The 18088-nt window shown below is 72.7% G+C and carries 18 protein-coding genes and 1 other RNA gene; 17 read left to right on the top strand and 2 right to left on the bottom strand.

Annotated features, from left to right (window positions below; translation table 11 throughout):
• Positions 1 to 621: 621 nt before the first annotated feature.
• From Q8R60_20075 to Q8R60_20045, 7 genes are read left to right on the top strand one after another with little or no spacing between them, the layout of a single operon-like run.
• Positions 622 to 1848, top strand: a complete 1227-nt coding sequence (locus Q8R60_20075; protein MDP3714769.1) for an ATPase, T2SS/T4P/T4SS family — start codon at positions 622 to 624, stop codon at positions 1846 to 1848.
• The gene (locus Q8R60_20070; GenBank protein ID MDP3714768.1) at positions 1845 to 2705 is read left to right on the top strand and encodes a type II secretion system F family protein; all 861 of its coding nucleotides are present in this window, start codon (positions 1845 to 1847) and stop codon (positions 2703 to 2705) included. The genes Q8R60_20075 and Q8R60_20070 overlap by 4 nt, the downstream gene beginning before the upstream one ends.
• Positions 2702 to 3640 carry a type II secretion system F family protein gene (locus Q8R60_20065; protein MDP3714767.1) on the top strand — a complete coding sequence of 313 codons (939 nt, stop codon included), beginning with the start codon at positions 2702 to 2704 and terminating at the stop codon, positions 3638 to 3640. The genes Q8R60_20070 and Q8R60_20065 overlap by 4 nt, the downstream gene beginning before the upstream one ends.
• Positions 3641 to 3654: 14 nt before the next feature.
• Positions 3655 to 3855, top strand: coding sequence for a hypothetical protein (locus Q8R60_20060; GenBank protein MDP3714766.1), 201 nt, complete (start codon positions 3655 to 3657; stop codon positions 3853 to 3855).
• A gap of 26 nt (positions 3856 to 3881) precedes the next feature.
• Positions 3882 to 4235 carry a TadE/TadG family type IV pilus assembly protein gene (locus Q8R60_20055; protein MDP3714765.1) on the top strand — a complete coding sequence of 118 codons (354 nt, stop codon included), beginning with the start codon at positions 3882 to 3884 and terminating at the stop codon, positions 4233 to 4235.
• The gene (locus Q8R60_20050) at positions 4232 to 4675 is read left to right on the top strand and encodes a hypothetical protein (protein ID MDP3714764.1); all 444 of its coding nucleotides are present in this window, start codon (positions 4232 to 4234) and stop codon (positions 4673 to 4675) included. Before Q8R60_20055 ends, Q8R60_20050 begins: the two co-directional genes overlap by 4 nt.
• Positions 4672 to 5097 carry a pilus assembly protein TadG-related protein gene (locus tag Q8R60_20045; GenBank protein ID MDP3714763.1) on the top strand — a complete coding sequence of 142 codons (426 nt, stop codon included), beginning with the start codon at positions 4672 to 4674 and terminating at the stop codon, positions 5095 to 5097. The genes Q8R60_20050 and Q8R60_20045 overlap by 4 nt, the downstream gene beginning before the upstream one ends.
• Before the next feature lie 231 nt (positions 5098 to 5328).
• On the opposite strand, the gene Q8R60_20040 is transcribed toward Q8R60_20045, so the two are convergent.
• Positions 5329 to 6117 (bottom strand): zinc-dependent metalloprotease family protein, encoded by a 789-nt coding sequence (locus Q8R60_20040; protein ID MDP3714762.1) that lies wholly within the window; start codon positions 6115 to 6117, stop codon positions 5329 to 5331.
• Positions 6118 to 6229: 112 nt separating this feature from the next.
• Here Q8R60_20040 and prfB point away from each other — a divergent pair, with 112 nt between their 5' ends.
• Positions 6230 to 7339, top strand: coding sequence for a peptide chain release factor 2 (gene prfB / locus Q8R60_20035; protein ID MDP3714761.1), 1110 nt, complete (start codon positions 6230 to 6232; stop codon positions 7337 to 7339).
• 1 nt (position 7340) lies between these two features.
• Here prfB and Q8R60_20030 read toward each other — a convergent pair whose 3' ends face one another.
• Positions 7341 to 7535: a hypothetical protein gene (locus Q8R60_20030; protein MDP3714760.1), complete on the bottom strand. Its 195-nt coding sequence runs from the start codon at positions 7533 to 7535 to the stop codon at positions 7341 to 7343.
• A 39-nt stretch (positions 7536 to 7574) separates the two neighbouring features.
• Between Q8R60_20030 and ftsE the strand changes: the two genes are divergently transcribed.
• The 9 genes from ftsE (at position 7575) to ssrA (ending at position 18059) form a co-directional block, all read left to right on the top strand.
• A complete protein-coding gene (gene ftsE / locus Q8R60_20025; protein MDP3714759.1) occupies positions 7575 to 8264 on the top strand; it encodes a cell division ATP-binding protein FtsE in 690 nt (229 codons plus the stop codon).
• A 53-nt stretch (positions 8265 to 8317) separates the two neighbouring features.
• Positions 8318 to 9226, top strand: coding sequence for a permease-like cell division protein FtsX (gene ftsX, locus Q8R60_20020; GenBank protein ID MDP3714758.1), 909 nt, complete (start codon positions 8318 to 8320; stop codon positions 9224 to 9226).
• A gap of 26 nt (positions 9227 to 9252) precedes the next feature.
• Positions 9253 to 10482, top strand: coding sequence for a M23 family metallopeptidase (locus Q8R60_20015; protein MDP3714757.1), 1230 nt, complete (start codon positions 9253 to 9255; stop codon positions 10480 to 10482).
• A gap of 22 nt (positions 10483 to 10504) precedes the next feature.
• Positions 10505 to 11674 carry a S41 family peptidase gene (locus Q8R60_20010; protein MDP3714756.1) on the top strand — a complete coding sequence of 390 codons (1170 nt, stop codon included), beginning with the start codon at positions 10505 to 10507 and terminating at the stop codon, positions 11672 to 11674.
• Between the two features lie 4 nt (positions 11675 to 11678).
• Complete coding sequence (gene smpB, locus Q8R60_20005; GenBank protein ID MDP3714755.1) at positions 11679 to 12179, top strand: SsrA-binding protein SmpB; 501 nt, start codon at positions 11679 to 11681, stop codon at positions 12177 to 12179.
• An 8-nt stretch (positions 12180 to 12187) separates the two neighbouring features.
• Positions 12188 to 13063, top strand: coding sequence for an amidohydrolase family protein (locus Q8R60_20000; GenBank protein ID MDP3714754.1), 876 nt, complete (start codon positions 12188 to 12190; stop codon positions 13061 to 13063).
• 102 nt (positions 13064 to 13165) lie between these two features.
• A complete protein-coding gene (locus Q8R60_19995) occupies positions 13166 to 15058 on the top strand; it encodes a S8 family serine peptidase (GenBank protein MDP3714753.1) in 1893 nt (630 codons plus the stop codon).
• 6 nt (positions 15059 to 15064) lie between these two features.
• Positions 15065 to 17650 carry a bifunctional diguanylate cyclase/phosphodiesterase gene (locus Q8R60_19990; GenBank protein ID MDP3714752.1) on the top strand — a complete coding sequence of 862 codons (2586 nt, stop codon included), beginning with the start codon at positions 15065 to 15067 and terminating at the stop codon, positions 17648 to 17650.
• A 41-nt stretch (positions 17651 to 17691) separates the two neighbouring features.
• Positions 17692 to 18059, top strand: a transfer-messenger RNA (tmRNA) gene (gene ssrA / locus Q8R60_19985).
• Positions 18060 to 18088: the final 29 nt, after the last annotated feature.

Genomic DNA, 18088 nt, shown 5'->3' with positions numbered 1-18088 from the left:
TGGTTCAACTTCCGCAGGCTCCACGGGGAGATTGGGCTCATCCCACCCGTCGAGTACGAGACCAGCCACAGAAGCAACACCCTCACCGGAGCAACCGCTCAGCGTGAGTTGGAAGCCTCCATCAAACCCGGTACTTGACAGCGACAGACGCGGCGAACACCCACGCCCAGACACCTGTCATCGCGACGCCGCGGTCAATGCCCCCGACCAACCAAGATTACGAAAGATCGAGGCTAGGTGGGCGTTTTGCTCGAATACGTAGTTCGACCAAGCAGCCGGGCCAGGCAACCGCTTGCCACGGGTCGCCTGGCGCGGGCCCCCCTGGACGCGTCAGAGGCCGGTCATGCGGACTGCTCAGGCTGGCCGCGAGGTACCGCTGCAGGGTCGGTTGACACGGGGTCAACCAGCCCTGCAGCAGTTCCCACGACGGTCAGGACGAGAACCAGCGTCTCCACTCTCCACAGCCCTAGCCACAAGGTGCCAGACGGACTGGGGGCGCGAGCGGACCGCGGCACCGCCGTACTGCCCGGTTGTCCACAGGCGGGGTGACCTCCCTTTCGCAACGGCGCGTACGCCGATACCGTCTGCATCCGGGACGGAGCGGACGGGGGGTCTGCGGCAGTGAGTGCGGTCGAGACCGTCGAGGCCGAAGTGCGCGAGCTCGTCCGCCGCCGTGGGCTCGACCCGATGCACGACCGGCACGCCGTGCGGCGGCTCGTCGACGACGTCGTCGCCGACTACGACGAGCGCAGCCTCACCTCGTCACTGCCCCCGCTGGCCGATCGCGCCACCGCGGTGCGGCAGGTCCTCGATAACGTCGCCGGTTTCGGCCCGCTGCAGGCCCACCTCGACGATCCTGGGGTTGAAGAAATTTGGATCAACGAGCCCGGCCGCGTCTTCGTGGCCCGCCGCGGCCGATCCGAGCTCACCAACACGATCCTCACCGAGCAGCAGGTCCGCGACCTCGTCGAGCGGATGCTCAAGACCACCGGCCGCCGGGTCGATCTGAGCACTCCGTTCGTCGATGCCATGCTCCCGGACGGCTCGCGGTTGCACGTCGTGATCCCCGACATCACCCGCCGCCACATGTCGGTCAACATCCGCAAGTTCGTCCTGTCGGCCGACCACCTCGACGAGCTCGTCGACCTCGGCACGCTGACCACTCAGGCCGCTCGGTTCCTCGAGGCCGCTGTCGCCGCGGGCCTCAATGTCATCGTCGCCGGCGGCACCCAGGCTGGGAAGACGACCTTGCTCAACTGCCTCGCGAGCGCGATCCCCGGCCGGGAGCGCGTCATCACCTGCGAGGAGGTCTTTGAGCTGCGCATCGGGTTGCCCGACGTCGTGGCGATGCAGACCCGGCAGGCCAACCTCGAGGGCACCGGTGAGATCGAGCTGCGGCGGCTGGTCAAGGAGGCGCTGCGGATGCGCCCCGACCGCATCATCGTCGGCGAGGTCCGACAGGCCGAGTGCCTCGACCTGCTCATCAGCCTCAACAGCGGCTTGCCGGGGATGTGCTCGATCCACGCCAACAGCGCCCGCGAGGCCATCGTGAAGATGTGCACGCTGCCGCTGCTGGCAGGGGAAAATGTGGGCCACGCCTTCGTTGTGCCGACGGTCGCATCGTGCGTCGACCTGGTGGTCCACATCGCCAAGGACGGCAGCGGTCACCGCCGGGTGCGCGAGATCGTGGCGGTCCCGGGTCGGGTTGAAGGCGACGTCGTCGAGGTCGCGGACCTGTTCGTCACGCGCGACCAGCGGCTGGTCCGGGCCGACGGCTACCCGCCCCACCAGGAGCGGTTCGAGTGGATCGGCGCCGACCTGCGCGCGCTGCTGAGGCACGACTGGTGACCGGCGCCCTGCTCGGCCTGATGCTCGGCACCGGCCTGCTGCTCCTGTGGCGGTCGGGCTCCCGGACGCCTCACCGGGCGGCGAGGGAGGCAGGCCTCGACGTCCGCACCCGCGAGCTGCTGCTGCAGGCCGGCATCGAGGGGGTCAGCCCCGCGCAGCTCGTCGCCGTCAGCGTCGGCTGCGCCGTCGTCGCCGGAGTGCTCGTCCTCGGGACCTCCCAGGTGCCGGCGATCGCGCTGGCCTTCGCGGGCTTCGCCGGAGCGGTGCCGCTGACCCTCGTCCGGCGCCGCCGCGCGGCCCGCAGCGTCGAGCTGCGCGAGCTGTGGCCCGAGGCCGTCGACAACCTGGCCAGCGGGGTGCGGGCGGGGCTCAGCCTCCCCGAGGCGCTGGCGCAGCTGGGGGTGCGCGGGCCCGAGGCGCTCCGGCCGCCGTTCGTCCGCTTCGGCGAGGACTACCGCGCGACCGGCCGCTTCGAGGACTGCCTCGACCGGCTCAAGGCGTCGCTGGCCGACCCGGTCGGCGACCGCGTCGTCGAGGCCCTGCGGATGGCCCGCCAGGTCGGCGGCACCGACCTCGGCCGGCTGCTCCGCACCCTGTCGACGTTCCTGCGCGAGGACGCCCGCACCCGCGCCGAGCTCGAGGCCCGACAGGGCTGGACCGTCAACGCCGCGCGGCTCGCGCTGTGCGCGCCGTGGTTCGTGCTGCTGCTGCTCTCCACCAGGCCCAGTGCCGTCGAGGCCTACGCCGAACCGGCCGGTGCCGTCGTCCTGGCGGCCGGCGCGGGGGTGTCCTTCGCGGCGTACCGCGTGATGGTCCGCATCGCGCGGCTCCCTGTCGAGCGGCGGGTGCTGCGGTGAGCGCGCTGCTCGGTGCGGGCCTCGGTGTCGTCGCCGGTGGGGGCGCGTGGCTCGTCGCGACGGGCACGCCGCTGACGCGCCGGCCGAGCCTCGACGACCGGCTCGCGCCCTACCTGCGCGACGCGCCGCGACCCAGTCGGCTGCTCGTGCGCGACGACGTGCTCACGCCCTTCCCGACCCTCGAGCGGCTGCTGCGACCAGTCCTGCGCGACCTCGTCGGCGCGGTCGAGCGGGCGCTCGGCGGCACCACCAGCGCGCGTCGGCGCCTCGACCAAACCGGCGGTGAGCGCACCCTCGAGCAGTTCCGCGCCGAGCAGGTCCTGTGGGGCGCCTGCGGTCTCGGGGCCGCGCTCGCCCTCGTGCTGCTCCTGACCATCTCCGGTGACGCGCCCGGCCCGCTGGCGGCGCTCGTCATCGCGGCGTCGGCGACCGTGGGTGCGGCGCTGGCCCGCGACCGCTGGCTCAGCCGCGAGGTCGCGCGGCGCGAGGAGCGGATGCTGCAGGAGTTCCCCACCGTCGCGGAGCTGCTCGCCCTCGCGGTCACCGCCGGCGAGGGCCCGGTCGGGGCGCTGGAGCGCGTCACCCGCGTGACGTCGGGCGAGCTGTCCAAGGAGCTGTCCCGCGCACTGTCCGAGGCGCGGGCGGGCGCCTCGCTGGTCCAGGCCCTCGAGGGGCTCGCGGCCCGCACGACCCTGGCCCCGCTGGCCCGCTTCGTCGACGGCGTCGCGGTCGCGGTCGAGCGCGGCACCCCGCTCGCCGACGTCCTGCGCGCCCAGGCGGTCGACGTCCGCGAGGCCGGAAAGCGCCAGCTGCTCGAGTCCGCCGGCCGTCGCGAGATCGCGATGATGGTCCCGGTCGTCTTCCTGGTCCTGCCCGTCACCGTCGTGTTCGCGCTCTACCCCGGCTTCTACGGCCTCCGTCTGGTGGCCGGATGATCACAGGAGGACCCGTGCTCGGTCTCGTCACACGCGCCCAGACCCGCTGGCTCGAGCTGCGGGAGCAGCGCGATCGCGGCGACGTGCCCGGCTGGGTGCTCATCACGATCATGACCGCGGGACTGGTCACCGTCGTGTGGGCGGTCGCCGACGACCAGCTCAAGGACATCCTCGACCGCGCCCTCAACAGCGTGCAGGACCCCGGCGGCAACTAGTGCGGGACGATCGAGGCTCGGCCGTCGTGGATTTCACGCTGGTCGTCGTCCTCGTCCTCGGGCTCTTCCTCGGGGTGCTGCAGCTCGGCCTCGCGCTGCACACCCGCAACGTCCTCGTCGCCGCCGCGCAGGAGGGCGCCCGGGTCGCGGCGGGCGCCGACGCGACGGAGCAGGACGGCGTACGCCGCACCCGTGCCCTCATCGCCGACGCCCTGTCGGAGCGGGCCGCCGCGGACATGGAGGTCGAGGCCCGGGTGGTGCGCCGGTCCGGAGCGGCGGTCGTCGAGGTCACGGTCCGCGGGCCGTTACCGGTGCAGCTGCTGCCCGTCTCGCCGGTGACCGTGACGGTCTCCGGTCACGCGTTGGAGGAGTCCCGGTGAGGCGTCCTTCCGGCGACGAGGGCAACGCGCTGGTGGAGTTCACCTACCTCGCGATCCTCGTGATGGTGCCGATCGTCTACCTGCTGCTCACCGTCTTCCAGGTGCAGTCCGCGGCCTTCGGGGTGACCGAGGCGGCGCGCCAGGCCGGCCGCGCCTTCGTCCGCGCGGACACCACAGCCGTCGCCACAGCCCGGGCCCGTGCGGCCTCGGAACTGGCGCTGGCCGACCAGGGCATCTCCGGCGCGCGTCCACCCGTGGTGTCGTGCGCGCCGAAGCCGCGCGCCCGCTGCCTCGAGCCCGGCACCCGCGTCGAGGTCACGGTCACCCACCACGTCGAGCTGCGCTTCCTGGGCGCGCTGTTCTTCGGCACCCGCGAGCCGACGATCCCGGTGACGGCGACCCACGTGCAGGTCGTCGACCGGGTGCAGGCCGCGCCGTGAGGCCGTCGGGCGACGACGGGTCGATCACCGTGCTGGTGCTCGGGCTCTTCGGGGTGCTGCTGACGATGGTCGCGGTCGTCGTCGACACCAGCGCGGTCATCCTTGCCAAGCGCGCGTTGGCGTCCGCCGCCGACGGTGCCGCCGCGGCTGCGGCGCAGGAGCTCGACGAGGCCGCAGTCCTGCGCGAGGGCGTGGGCTCGGCGATCCCGCTCGACCGGGCAGGGGTCCGGGCCGCGGTCGAGCGCTACCAGCGCGACGCCGACGACGGCCAGCCCGGCCTCGACCTCACCGCCGTCACGACCGGGTCGCGGGCAACCGTCACCGCCACCCGGCGGGTGCGGCTGCCCTTCCTCGGCCCGCTGACGGGGCGCACAGTGACCGTCCGCGCCCGCACGACCGTCACCTCACCCGTCCAGCGCTGACCGGCCAGCTGACCGCGGGCTCCCGCCAGCGGGATGTGGCGATCAGCGACGGTGGCGCGCGCGTGATCGCCACATCGTGCGAGGGCGCGTGCGCGTGCGCGGGGGGGGGCGGGGGCGGGGGCGGGCGGGTGGGCGGGTGGGCGGAGCGCAGCGCGATGTGGCGATCAACGACGGTGGCGCGCGCGTGCGTGATCGCCACATCGTGACCGGACGGGTTGGGGCGGGGACAGGTCAGCGGGCGTAGCGCTCGGCGTGGTCGCGGACGACGGCGGCGTTGACCGGGCCGAAGCGCAGTCCGGTCTGCTGGGTCAGGACCGTGAGCATCACGTCGCAGGGGCGGGTCGGGTCGTCGACGGAGCGACCGTGCGCGCAGGCCCCGCCGTAGTGGTGGTGGGCGCCGAGCAGGTGGCCGATCTCGTGGACGATCAGCAGCGCCCCGCCGTCCTTGACGGGCGGCTCGATCGCGGGGATGCCGAGGCCCTCGATGTTGACGCCGACGAGGCCACCGAGCGTGGTCATCCCGACCGCGAAGGCGTGGTCGTCCTGGGCGATGCCGCCGATGCAGTCGGCCTGACCGGCCGCACCGATGTAGCGGTCGGTCGCGAGGTAGACGACGTCGGCGCCCCGCGGCCGCCGGTCGCGGAAGAGCGACGTCAGCCAGTCGACGTAGGCCTGGGAGTCGGCGTCGAGGTCGGGCACGGCCCGCACCAGCTGGTAGCGAGGGGCGAGCACGATGCCGAGGTCGGCGTAGGAGCGGGCCGCCAGAGCGACGCTCTCGCGGACCGTGGGCAGCAGCCGCTTCTCGGTGACGACGAGCACGTCGAGCCGCACCGACGGCGAGGTCCGCGTCGTCGGCAGCTGGCCCAGCGACTGCTGCGCGGGCACGAACATGCTGCAGTCGGAGTGCTGGTCGTCGGCGGCTGCGACCCGGGCGGCCGACAGCGACGGTGCAGCGCCGGAGGAGCCGGGTAGCAGCGTCAGGAGTGACAGCGCGACCACGAGCAGAGCAGTACGACGCACGCGTCCCCCAACAACAGCGGTCAGCGCAGCGGGAGTGCTGCGGCGTACTCCTGATCCCGTGGGGGCGTCGCGGGTTCGGTCCGGCCTGACTGCGCGACTAGGCTCGCGAACCGTGCCTGCCGCCGACCTGCCCGCCCTCGACGCGACCCTCACGAGCATCGAGAAGGTGCTCGACGTGCCGCGGCTGCGCATCGAGCTCGGTGACCTGGAGGCGCAGGCCGGGGAGCCGGGCCTGTGGGACGACCAGGAGAAGGCGCAGCGGGTGACCGGCCGCATGTCGGAGATCCAGAGCGACCTCGAGCGCCTCTCGTCGTACCGCCGTCGCCTGGAGGACCTCGCGGTGCTCTTCGAGATGGCCGCCGAGGAGGCCGACCAGGACGTCGTGGCGGAGGCCGAGCGGGACACCGCGGCCCTGCAGCGCGAGATCGGCTCCTTCGAGGTCCGCACCCTGCTGTCCGGGGACTACGACGAGCGACACGCCCTCGTGCAGCTCAGCCCCGGTCAGGGCGGCACCGAGGCCCAGGACTGGGTGATGATGCTGTGGCGGATGTACTACCGCTGGGCCGAGCGCCACGGCTACCCCCTCGACGTGTTCGAGTGGCAGGAGGCCGAGGAGGCCGGGCTCAAGTCGGTCGTGTTCCAGGTCAAGGCCCCCTACGCCTACGGCACGCTCGCGGGTGAGCACGGCGTGCACCGGCTGGTGCGCATCAGCCCGTTCGACAACCAGGGCCGCCGCCAGACGACCTTCGCGGCCGTCGACGTCACGCCCGTCGTGGACACCGCGGACGCGGTCGAGGTCGACGAGAAGGAGATCCGCGTCGACGTCTTCCGGTCCAGCGGTCCCGGCGGTCAGGGTGTCAACACGACCGACTCCGCGGTGCGCATCACCCACTTGCCGACCGGCATCGTCGTGTCCTGCCAGAACGAGCGCTCCCAGATCCAGAACCGCGCCGCCGCGATGGTCGTGCTCGCGACCAAGCTGCTCGAGGTGAAGCGGCAGCAGGAGCGCGACGAGATGGACTCGATCCGCGGCGACAAGACGGCCAACGCCATGGGCTCGCAGATCCGGAACTACGTGCTGCACCCCTACCAGATGGTCAAGGACCTGCGGACCGGCGTGGAGACCTCGCAGACCCAGGCGGTGCTCGACGGCGAGATCGACGAGTTCGTCGAGGCCACGATCCGGTGGCGCCGGACCTCGCAGGAGCCGGCCGAGCAGTAGCTCAGGTCAGCTGCAGCAGGACCAGCGTCACGAGCAGGAGCAGGGCCGCGAGCAGCACCGGGCCCGCCGGCAGGACGGCGGCCTCGCGCAGTTGCTCGAGGGCAGCGCGGCAGGTCGCGCAGCGGGCGTCACCGACCCGCCCGCCGCAGGACGCGCAGACCGCGTTCTCGAAGGACACACCACCATCATCGGTCATCCCGCCGCTTCCTGCAGCCCCGGCCTAGAGTGGGTCACCGTGATCCGCCTCGAGAAGGTCTCCAAGACCTACCCCACCAGTACCCGTCCCGCCTTGGACGGCGTAGACGTGGACATCGAGAAGGGCGAGTTCGTCTTCCTCGTGGGCTCCAGCGGCTCGGGCAAGTCGACGTTCCTGCGGCTGATCCTCAAGGAGGAGACGCCGACGTCGGGCCGGATCCACATCGCGGGCAAGGACCTCGGCAAGCTCAGCCACTGGAAGGTGCCGGCCCTGCGCCGCTCGATCGGCTGCGTCTTCCAGGACTTCCGGCTGCTGCCCAACAAGACGGTCTTCCAGAACGTCGCCTTCGCCCTCGAGGTGATCGGCAAGCCGCAGCAGACGATCCAGAAGGTCGTGCCGGAGGTGCTCGACCTCGTCGGGCTCGACGGCAAGGCGCTGCGGATGCCCGACGAGCTCTCCGGTGGTGAGCAGCAGCGCGTGGCGGTGGCGCGGGCCTTCGTCAACCGGCCGATGATCCTCATCGCCGACGAGCCGACCGGCAACCTCGACCCCGCGACCAGCGTGGGCATCATGAAGCTGCTCGACCGCATCAACCGCACCGGCACCACGGTCGTCATGGCCACCCACGACGCGCAGATCGTCGACTCGATGCGCCGTCGCGTCGTCGAGCTGTCCGGCGGCCACGTCGTCCGCGACCAGAGCAGGGGCGTCTACGGCTATGGAGCCTAGAAGCGACTAGGCGCCGAGAGAACCGTCAGACCCCCGGAGAGCGAAGGACCCCCGTGCGCTTCCAGTTCGTCCTCAGCGAGATCGCCATCGGCCTGCGCCGCAACCTCACGATGACCGTCGCGGTCGTCATCACGGTCGCGACGACGCTCGCCCTGCTCGGCTCCGGTCTGCTCATCAGCAAGCAGGTCAGCCTGATGAAGGACTTCTGGTACGACAAGGTCCAGGTCTCGATCTACCTGTGCGGGGAGAACAGCCGCACCCCCAAGTGCGGCGGCAACGCGATCACCGACGAGCAGCGCAAGGCCCTCGGTGCCGAGCTCGAGGCCGTCCCGCTCGTCAAGGAGGTCTTCTACGAGTCCCAGGAGGCCGCCTACGAGCGCTTCCGCGAGCAGTTCAAGGACTCCGAGGACCTGCTGGCCGTCACGACCGCCGATGCCCTGCCGGAGTCCTACCGGGTCTCGCTCAAGGACGCCGAGCAGTTCGAGGTCGTCGCGAGCGCCTTCCGCGACCGGCCCGGGGTCGAGACCGTGCAGGACCAGAAGGCACTGCTCGAGCCCTTCTTCCGGCTGCTCGACCGGCTCCAGAAGACCGCGTGGGTGATCGCCCTGGTCCAGGTGGTCGCCGCGGTGCTGCTCATCAGCAACACCATCCGGGTCGCGGCGTTCAGCCGAAGGCGCGAGACCGGCATCATGCGGCTGGTCGGAGCGAGCAACCTCTACATCCAGCTGCCGTTCCTGCTCGAGGGGGTGCTCGCCGGCCTGCTCGGTGCCGGGCTCGCCGCCGGGGGTCTGTTCCTGCTCAAGGGCGTGCTCGTCGACCGCTACCTCAAGCCCGACCTGCAGTTCACCGCCTTCATCGGCTGGGACGCCGTGCTGTCCACCGTCCCGATCCTGCTGGCGGTGGGCGTGCTGCTCGCCGGGCTGTCGTCGTTCTTCACCCTCCGTCGCCACCTCCGGGTCTGATCATCGTTCCCGTGGTATTACGGAGCGTGACCACTTCCCGCCGCGCGCTCGCCGCTGCTCTCGCGGCGGTGGCCGTCGGCGTGCCGGTGACACCGACGCAGGCCGCCGAGGGCGACGAGGTGCGCGAGCGGCTGCGCGAGAGCGCCGGCGAGCTCGAGGACTCCACCGCCGCCGTCCAGGCCGCCGCCGCCCAGCTGCGCAGGGTTGCCGCAGCCCTGCCCGCCGCGCAGCGAGCCGCCGCCCAGGCCCGGGGCGAGCTCGCCGGCGCCCAGGCCCGGGCAGCCGAGGCCGCCCGCGCGGTCCGCACGACCGAGCTCGCGGTCACCAACGCCCAGCGCCATGTCGACGTCGCGACCGCCGAGGTCGAGCAGGGCCTGGCTGACATCGGCCTGCTCGCCCGCCGCACCTACCAGCAGGGCCCGCTCGGCGACCTCGCGGCGGTCATGGAGACCGGCTCGCCGCAGGAGCTCGTCGACCGCGCCGAGACCGTGCAGTTCGTCTTCCGCGGCCTCGACGGGCAGGTTGCCGCCGTGGCCCGCGACCGGCTCGCGCTCGCCAACACCACCGCGCGCCTCGAGGCCCAGCAGCAGCAGCTCGAGAGGGCCCGCGCCGAGGCACTCGCGGGGGAGGAGCGGGCACGCAGCACCGCGCAGCGCGCCCAGGCCGCCGCCGCCCGCGTCGACGCGCTCGTCCGCCAGCGCGCCGCCGTCCTGGCCGGCGCCGAGAAGGAGCGCGCCGCCGACCTCGCGGAGTATCAGCGGGCGCAGGCCGCCTCCCGCGCGCTCGCCGCGCGGCTCAAGGCTGCCGCCGAGGCCCGCAAGCGCGACGGCAGCGTCTCGCCGCGCCGCAACCAGGGCCGGATGCTCTGGCCCGCGGACGGCCCCATGACGAGCCGCTACGGCTACCGCACCCACCCGATCTACGGCGACCGCCGCTTCCACGCCGGCATCGACATCGGCGCGGGCTCCGGCTCGCCGATCGCAGCCGCCGACGACGGCGTGGTGGTCTTCGCGGGCGAGCAGAGCGGCTACGGCAAGTCGGTCGCGATCAGCCACGGCACCGAGGGCGGTCGCGAGCTGGTGAGCTTCTACGCCCATCAGTCGGCGATCCTCGTCAACGAGGGCCAGACTGTCCGGCGCGGGCAGACGGTCGGGCGGGTCGGCAGCACCGGGAACTCCACCGGGCCGCACCTGCACTTCGAGACCCGGCTCGACGGCAGTCCCGTCGATCCGCTCAACTACGTCTCCCCACCCTGAACCTCGGCTCTAGACTGACAGGATGCGTCCCGTCGTGCGTCGAGCCCTGGGGCTCACCGCTGCCGTGACCGGGCTGGTCAGCGCCTTCACGGCCGGGGTCGTCGCGGGGGCCGGGAGCGCCGACGAGCCGGTCGCGGAGAGCCCCGGCGGCACCCTCGACGAGGCCGTCGACCAGATCGCCGGCTCGGCGCTGCGCGAGGTCGACCGCACCGCGCTGGAGTCCGCGGCGATCGAGGGCATGCTCCGCGCCGCGGGTGACCCGTGGGGCACCTGGTCCACCGACGGCGCGGGCGCGTCGCGCTCCCGCGACTACGCCGGCGTCGGCGTCTGGCTGCGGGCCGGCGAGCGTGGCCAGGTCGTCGTGGCGCAGGTCAGCGAGGGCTCGCCCGCCGCGAAGGCCGCGCTGCTGGCCGGTGACGTGCTGCGCGCCGTCGGCGACCGCACCACGGCCGGCATGACCGTCCCCGCCGTCGCGGCCGCGATGCGCGGGCGCGAGGGCAGCGTCGTGCGCGTCGTCGTCGCCCGCGGCACCACCCTGCGCACCGTGTCGCTGCGCCGAGCCGCCGTCGCGGCCGCCGGCGTCACGGTCGCCATGGAGGCGTCGTCCCCCGGCGGGCCGCTCGTCGGTCGCATCACCGTCCCGAGCTTCACCCGCGGTGTCGGCGACGAGGTCCGCAACGCCCTCGCCGAGCTGCGCGAGCAGCGCGCCGCCGGGGTCGTCCTCGACCTGCGCGGCGACCCCGGAGGCTTGCTCGACGAGGCCGTCCGGACCGCCGGCGCCTTCCTCGACGGCGGCACGGTCGTGACCTACGTCCGCCGCGACGGCCACGAGCATCGCCTCGAGGCGAGCCCGGGCGGCGACATCCGCACGCCGGTCGTCGTCCTCGTCGACGGCGGCACCGCCAGCGCCGCCGAGGTCGTCGCGGGTGCGCTGCAGGACCGCGACCGCGCGGTGCTGGTCGGCTCGCGCACCTACGGCAAGGGCAGCGTCCAGGAGCCCCGCACCCTGTCCGACGGCACCTCGCTCGAGCTGACGGTCGCCCGCTACACCACCCCCCGGGGCAGGTCCCTCGAGGGCGTGGGCCTCGAGCCCGACATCGAGATCCCCGCCGGGTCCGCGCCGGACGTGGCCGTGCGCCGGGCCGTCGAGGTCCTCACCGGCCTGCTCGCCACCGCGGGCGGCCGGGGATGACCCGGTGAGCAACAAGTCCGGCGGCGCGAAGAAGAACCTTGGCGGCACCCTCATCGCCTCCAACAAGAAGGCCCGCCACGACTACACCATCGCCGACACCTTCGAGGCCGGGCTCGTGCTGACCGGCACCGAGGTGAAGTCGCTGCGGCAGGGGAGGGCGTCGCTCGTCGACGGTTACGCCGACATCCAGGACGGCGAGGCGTGGCTGCTCGGGGTCCACATCCCGGAGTACACCGAAGGCACCTGGAACAACCACGCCCCGCGGCGCAAGCGCAAGCTGCTGCTGCACAAGGCCGAGATCCTCAAGCTCCTCGGCAAGACCAAGGAGGGCGGCGTGACGATGGTCCCGCTGTCGCTCTACTGGAAGGACGGTCGGGCCAAGGTCGAGATCGGCCTCGGCACCGGCAAGAAGTCCTACGACAAGCGCCAGACGCTCTCCCAGCGCGACGCCGACCGCGACATCGCCCGCGCCATGGGTCGCGCCGCGAAGGGCCGCACACGCTGACCGGCTCGCTGACAGATGCCGGCGTACCCCTGCTGTGGCAAGGGCTGGGACTGCCCGGGCTGGTCGACCTGCACGTCCACTTCATGCCGCGGCAGGTCATGGACAAGGTCTGGGCCTACTTCGACGACGTCGGGCCGCTGACCGGCGTGCCGTGGCCGATCGCCTATCGCGAGGAGGAGGCCGACCGCCTCGCCCGCCTGCGCGGCTTCGGCGTACGTGCCTTCCCGGCGCTGGTCTACCCCCACAAGCCGGGCATGGCGGCCTGGCTCAACGCCTGGGGCGCGGGCTTCGCTGCGCAGCACCCCGACGTGGTGCAGACCGCCACGCTCTACCCCGAGGAGGGGGTCGGGCGCTACGTCGCGCAGGCCCTCGACGGCGGGGCGCGGCTGGTGAAGGTGCACCTGCAGGTGGGGGCCTTCGACCCGCGCGACCAGCTGCTCGACGACGCGTGGGGCCTGCTCGCCGACGCCGGCACACCGGTCGTCACGCACTGCGGCGGCGGGCCCGTCCCGGGGCCCTTCACCGGCCCCGGCCCGATGGCGGAGGTCCTGGCCCGCCACCCCGGGCTGACGGTCGTGGTCGCCCACATGGGCATGCCGGAGTACGCCGACTTCCTCGCGTTGGCGCGCCGCTACCCGCGCGTCCACCTCGACACGACGATGGCGTTCACCGACTTCTCCGAGGGGGCCTGGCCGTTCCCGCCCGCGCTGCTGCCCGAGCTGGTCGACCTGCAGGAGCGGATCGTGCTCGGCAGTGACTTCCCCAACACGCCCTACCCCTACAGCCACCAGCTCGAGGCGCTCGTCCGCCTCGGCCTGGGTGACGACTGGCTGCGGGCTGTGCTGCACGACAACGGGGCGCGGCTGCTCGGCCTGCGCACCTGATCACAAGTGCCTAGATCGAACTATCACAACGGGGGGTGTGAGGGCGCGAGGCAGATGCCGATGTCCCCATCGACCCGTTTCCCGACCTTGAGGTGAGTCGACGTGCCCGCATCAGCGAGTGTCCCTCCCGCCAACTGGTCGACGGCCCTGCCCCGGCGCCGATCCCTCGCCCTGCTGCTGCTCGCCGCCCTCGGTGCCAGCACGCTGACCTCGCCGGCGGTCGCCGCGCAGGGCAGCGCCTGGACCTCGCAGGTTTCCACCGGGGTGCTCGACCCCGGCCTGAGCGCCGCGGGTGACGCCCTCACCAGGGTCATCGTCACCGCGGGCGAGGGTGTGAGCGCCGCGGCCCGCGCCGTCTCCGGCCTCGGAGGCGACGTCACGGCTCGACTGGACCTCGTCGGCGGTGTGTCGGCCTCGGTGCCGGCGTCGCTGCTCGACGACCTCGCCGGCGTGCCCGGTGTGACGGCCGTGACCGCCGACACCCCGGTGCGGTTCGAGAACATGACCTACGACGAGGCGACCAGCGCGTCGTCGTTCGTGAAGACCACGAAGGCCACCGCGGCCTGGTCGGCGGGCAACCTCGGGGCAGGCGTCGGGGTGGCCGTCCTCGACACCGGCATCTCGCAGATGAAGGACTTCGAGGGTCGGCTCGTCCACGGGCCGGACCTCTCCGGTGAGGGCACCGTCGTCGACAGCTACGGTCACGGGACCGTCATGGCCGGGGCCGTCGGCGGCAGCGGCGCCGACTCGGCGGGGCAGAGCGGCGGCGCCTACACCGGTGTCGCGCCCAAGGCCCACCTGGTCGCGGTCAAGGTCGCTGGGCGCAACGGCGCCACCGACGTCTCCACCGTGCTGCAGGGCATGCACTGGGTCAGTGCCTACAAGGACCAGTTCAACATCCGCGTGCTCAACCTCTCGTGGGGCACGGCGAGCACGCAGGACCCCGCGGTCGACCCGCTCAACTACGCCGTGCAGCGGCTGTGGAAGCAGGGCATCGTCGTCGTCGTCGCGGCCGGCAACTCCGGCCCCAACGCTGGGACGATCATGAAGCCGGGCGACGACCCGATGGTGCTCACCGTCGGCGCCTACGACGACAAGGGCACCCTCTCGGCAGACGACGACACCCTGGCCGCCTGGTCCTCCCGCGGCCCGACCGCGCAGGGGGTCGTCAAGCCCGACGTCGTGGCGCCCGGACGCTCGCTCGTCCTGCCGCGCTCCTACGGCTCCTACGTCGAGCAGAACAACCCCAAGGCCCTGGTGCCTCCGAGCTACATCCGCGGGTCGGGCACCTCGCAGGCCGCGGCGGTCACCTCCGGCCTCGCGGCGCTGCTCATCGCGGCCCGCCCGGAGCTCACCCCCGACCAGGTCAAGGCGCTGCTCATGGGCACCGCGGTGCCGCTCGGGACCAGGGCGGTCAACGACCAGGGTTCCGGCCGGGTCGACCTCGCCGCGGCCCTCTCGGCGCCCGCGGGTGCGGCTCAGTGGCAGACCGGCTCCGGTTCAGGGCTCGGCTCGATCGAGGCCAGCCGTGGCGGTCGTCACGTGGAGACGCCCTGTGGCGTCATCGTGGGCGAGATCGACGTCCGGTGCGAGGCCTGGAACGGCTCCTCGTGGACCGGTAGCTCGTGGACCGGATCGTCCTGGACCGGCTCCTCGTGGACCGGGTCGTCCTGGACCGGCTCCTCGTGGACGGGCAGCTCCTGGACCGGCTCGTCGTGGACCGGGTCGTCGTGGACCGGCGGCACCTGGACCGGCTCCTCGTGGACGGGCAGCTCGTGGACCGGCAGCTCGTGGACCGGGTCCTCGTGGACCGGCAGCTCGTGGACGGGCAGCTCCTGGACCGGGTCGTCGTGGACGGGCAGTTCGTGGACGGGCAGCTCGTGGACTACGGCCGAGTACGACGAGTTCCTCACCGCCTTCTGGGGTCAGCGCCCGCCGCGCTGGAAGACGCTCCCCGGTGAGGTCAGCGACTCCGCCTCGACCCTGCTCGTCTGATCACCGATGACCCACGCCAGCCTCGTCGCGCCCGACCCCTCGCGGGTCGGGCCGGCGAGGGCTGCCGTGGGTCGGGTCGCTTCGTGGCTCTCCGCCCACCGGCTGCTCGCCTACGTCCGGCTCGTCTGCGTGCTCGGTCTCGTGGTCGTCGGCTGGCGCGCTGTGGAGGGGCTGGGCACGGCCACGACAGGTGCGCACCTCGCGATCGTGGCGCTGCTGTGCCTCGGCGCGGACCGCTCGCTGCTCGTGATCCGGTTCGGGCACAACCACGAGTCCTTCACCTGGGCCGAGATGTGCGTCGTGATCGGGCTGTGGCTGCTCCCGGTGCCGGTGCTCGTGCCGCTGGCGGGTGCCTGTGTCCTGCTCTACCACCTGATTCTGCGCACCGAGCTGCTCAAGGCCGCGTTCAACGCGGCGTCCTTCGCGATCGGCATCTCTGTCGCCGGGGCAGTCGCGGCCGTCGTGTCGGGCCATCCCACAGGGGCTGACATCGGGGTGCGCGAGGGCGCCGCACTGGCCCTGGGGGCACTGGTGTTCTCGCTGTGGAACGGCGCGGCCATCACGCAGGCCGTGGCCCTGTCCGAGGGCCTCGCCTTCCGCGAGGTCTACGGCAAGGGCCTGCTGCTGCGGTGGGCGGTGGCCGTCGGCAACACGGCCGCGGGTGTGCTGGTCGTCGCGATGGCCCAGTGGAACCGCCCGTCGGTGCTGGTCCTGCCGCCCCTGCTGCTGCTCATGTATGCGGCCTACCGCGGCTACCTGCAGGCCATGCAGGAGCGCGACACCTGGCGCCAGCTCGAGACGGCGTCTCGCGAGCTCAGCGCGCTCGACGAGCGGCACGTCGCCGCGGCGGCGCTGCGACACGCTCGCGCGATGTTCCGCGCCGAGACCGTGGAGCTGCTCGTCGCCCACGAGGACGGCAGCGCCCGGACCTTCTGCTTCGACGCCGAGGGCGCGCTGCAGGTCCAGGCCACGGCCCACCTGCCCGCGGACACCGAGCTGACGGTCGTCCAGCTGGACCCGGCGCACACCGCGCGGGCGGTCACCTGCATCGTCGTACCCCTCGAGGGGCCGCAGGGGCGCTTCGGTGTGCTGCGCCTGGTCTTCGGCGGTCCGGTCCGGTTGACCCAGCGCGAGCGGCAGGTCCTGTCGACCTTCGCCCGCACCGTCGCCACGACGCTGCTCAACGCCACCTTGCACAGCGACGTGCTCGGACAGGCGGCCGAGCACGCCTACGAGGCCAGCCACGACGCTCTGACGGGCCTCGCCAACCGGACGCTGCTCGCCGAGCGGGCCGCGGCGGCGCTATCCGAGGACCGCGGCTGCACGGCGATGCTGCTCCTGGACCTCGACCACTTCAAGGAGATCAACGACACCCTCGGCCATGCGGCGGGCGACCGGCTGCTGGAAGAGGTGGCACGTCGGCTGAACGCCGTCGTCCGCGACGCCGACACCGTGGCACGCCTCGGCGGGGACGAGTTCGCCGTGCTGCTCACCGGGCTGGGGTCGCCCGAGGAGGCCTCCCCCTTCGCCGAGGAGCTGCTGCGGCTGCTCTCCGAGCCGGTCGAGTTCGAGGGACTGCGGCTGTCGATCGAAGGCAGCCTCGGTGTGGCCTGCCACCCGCAGGACGCGGGTTCGCCGGCGGAGCTGCTGCGCCGCGCGGACGTCGCGATGTACCAGGCGAAGACCGAGCGCGGCTCCTGGGTGCGCTACTCCAGCAGCCGTGACGAGTCCAGCGTCCACCGCCTCGCCCTCGTCGCCGAGCTGCGGCGGGCCCTCGAGCAGGACGAGCTCGTCGTGCACTACCAGCCGCAGCTCGACCTCGCGACCGGCCTCATCGTCGGCGCCGAGGCGCTGTGCCGCTGGCAGCACCCCGTGCGGGGGCTGCTCGCTCCCGTGGAGTTCGTCGGTGTCGCCGAGCAGTCCGGGCTCGTGCGGCCCTTCACCATGCGGGTCCTCGACCAGGCAGTAGGGGAGTGCGCGCGCTGGCAGCACGAGGGCCGGCCGATCTCGGTCGCGGTCAACCTCGCGGCGCGCTCGCTGCTCGACCGGGAGCTCCCCGACGACGTCGCCGCCGTGCTCGCGCGGCACGGCCTGCCGCCGGACCGCCTCGTCCTCGAGATCACCGAGACCAACGCCGCCAGCGAGCTCGAGGTGGTCGAGGACGTCCTGTCGCGGTTGCGCCGCCTCGGCGTCGAGATCAGCGTCGACGACTTCGGGACCGGCTACTCCTCGCTGGCCTTCCTCCAGCGCACAGCCGTCAACGAGCTCAAGGTCGACCGCTCCTTCGTCACCCACATGCTCGAGAGCGACAACGACGTGGCGCTCGTGCGCGCGACCATCTCCCTGGCCCACTCGCTCGGCGCCCGCGCCGTCGCCGAGGGCGTGGAGACCGAGGAGATCGCCGAGGCCCTGCGGGCGCTCGACTGCGACCAGGCGCAGGGGTACTGGCTGTCGCGGCCCGTCCCGGCGGCCGACCTGCGGGCGATGCTGGGCCTCCGCGACGCCGAGCCCCGTCCGGCGCCGGCCCCCGTCGTGCCCTTCCCGCGCGACGAGGCACCCGTCCGCCACCTCAGGGCGGTCGGCCAGGACTAGCCGCTTGACCCCAGGCGTTACTGTGGTCGTGTCTCACAGAAGGGGATGACAGGTCTCGACTCCGGATGTCGAGGCAGGGGAAGCGGGCCGAGGAAGCCGACGATCATCTCGTTAACGACCCGTCGGAAAACACACAAGCGCCGACTCCAGTCCGCGCGCGTACGACCTCGCTGCCTAGCAGCTAGTTCGTCGCTGTCAGCCTGAGGACGCCCTCGACTCAGGACCTGGCATCGCTAGAGGGACCACCACCCGCTTTGGCCGCGGGGGCGGGTGGTGAGCTACCGCGGCTGAGCTCGTTCCCGGCCTGCTGGCAGGACCGGGAGAGCCGAGAAACTCAACGCCAGCTGCGCCCGGAGAAGCCCTGTCTATGCACCGGAGGACGCGGGTTCGATTCCCGCCATCTCCACGAGAGCACGCACGAAGGAGCCCGGCCCTGAC

This window comes from Mycobacteriales bacterium (assembly GCA_030697205.1).
GTDB lineage: Bacteria > Actinomycetota > Actinomycetes > Mycobacteriales > SCTD01 > JAUYQP01.
The sequence above is the reverse complement of the archived record's forward strand: the minus strand, read 5'-3'. Positions and strand labels throughout refer to the sequence as shown.

Excerpts from the sequence above, each read along its gene's own strand:
- Q8R60_20010 (MDP3714756.1), top strand. The coding sequence starts at position 10,505 with ATGCGTCCCGTCGTGCGTCGAGCCCTGGGGCTCACCGCTGCCGTGACC.
- Q8R60_20030 (MDP3714760.1), bottom strand. The coding sequence starts at position 7,535 with ATGACCGATGATGGTGGTGTGTCCTTCGAGAACGCGGTCTGCGCGTCC.
- Q8R60_19990 (MDP3714752.1), top strand. The coding sequence starts at position 15,065 with ATGACCCACGCCAGCCTCGTCGCGCCCGACCCCTCGCGGGTCGGGCCG.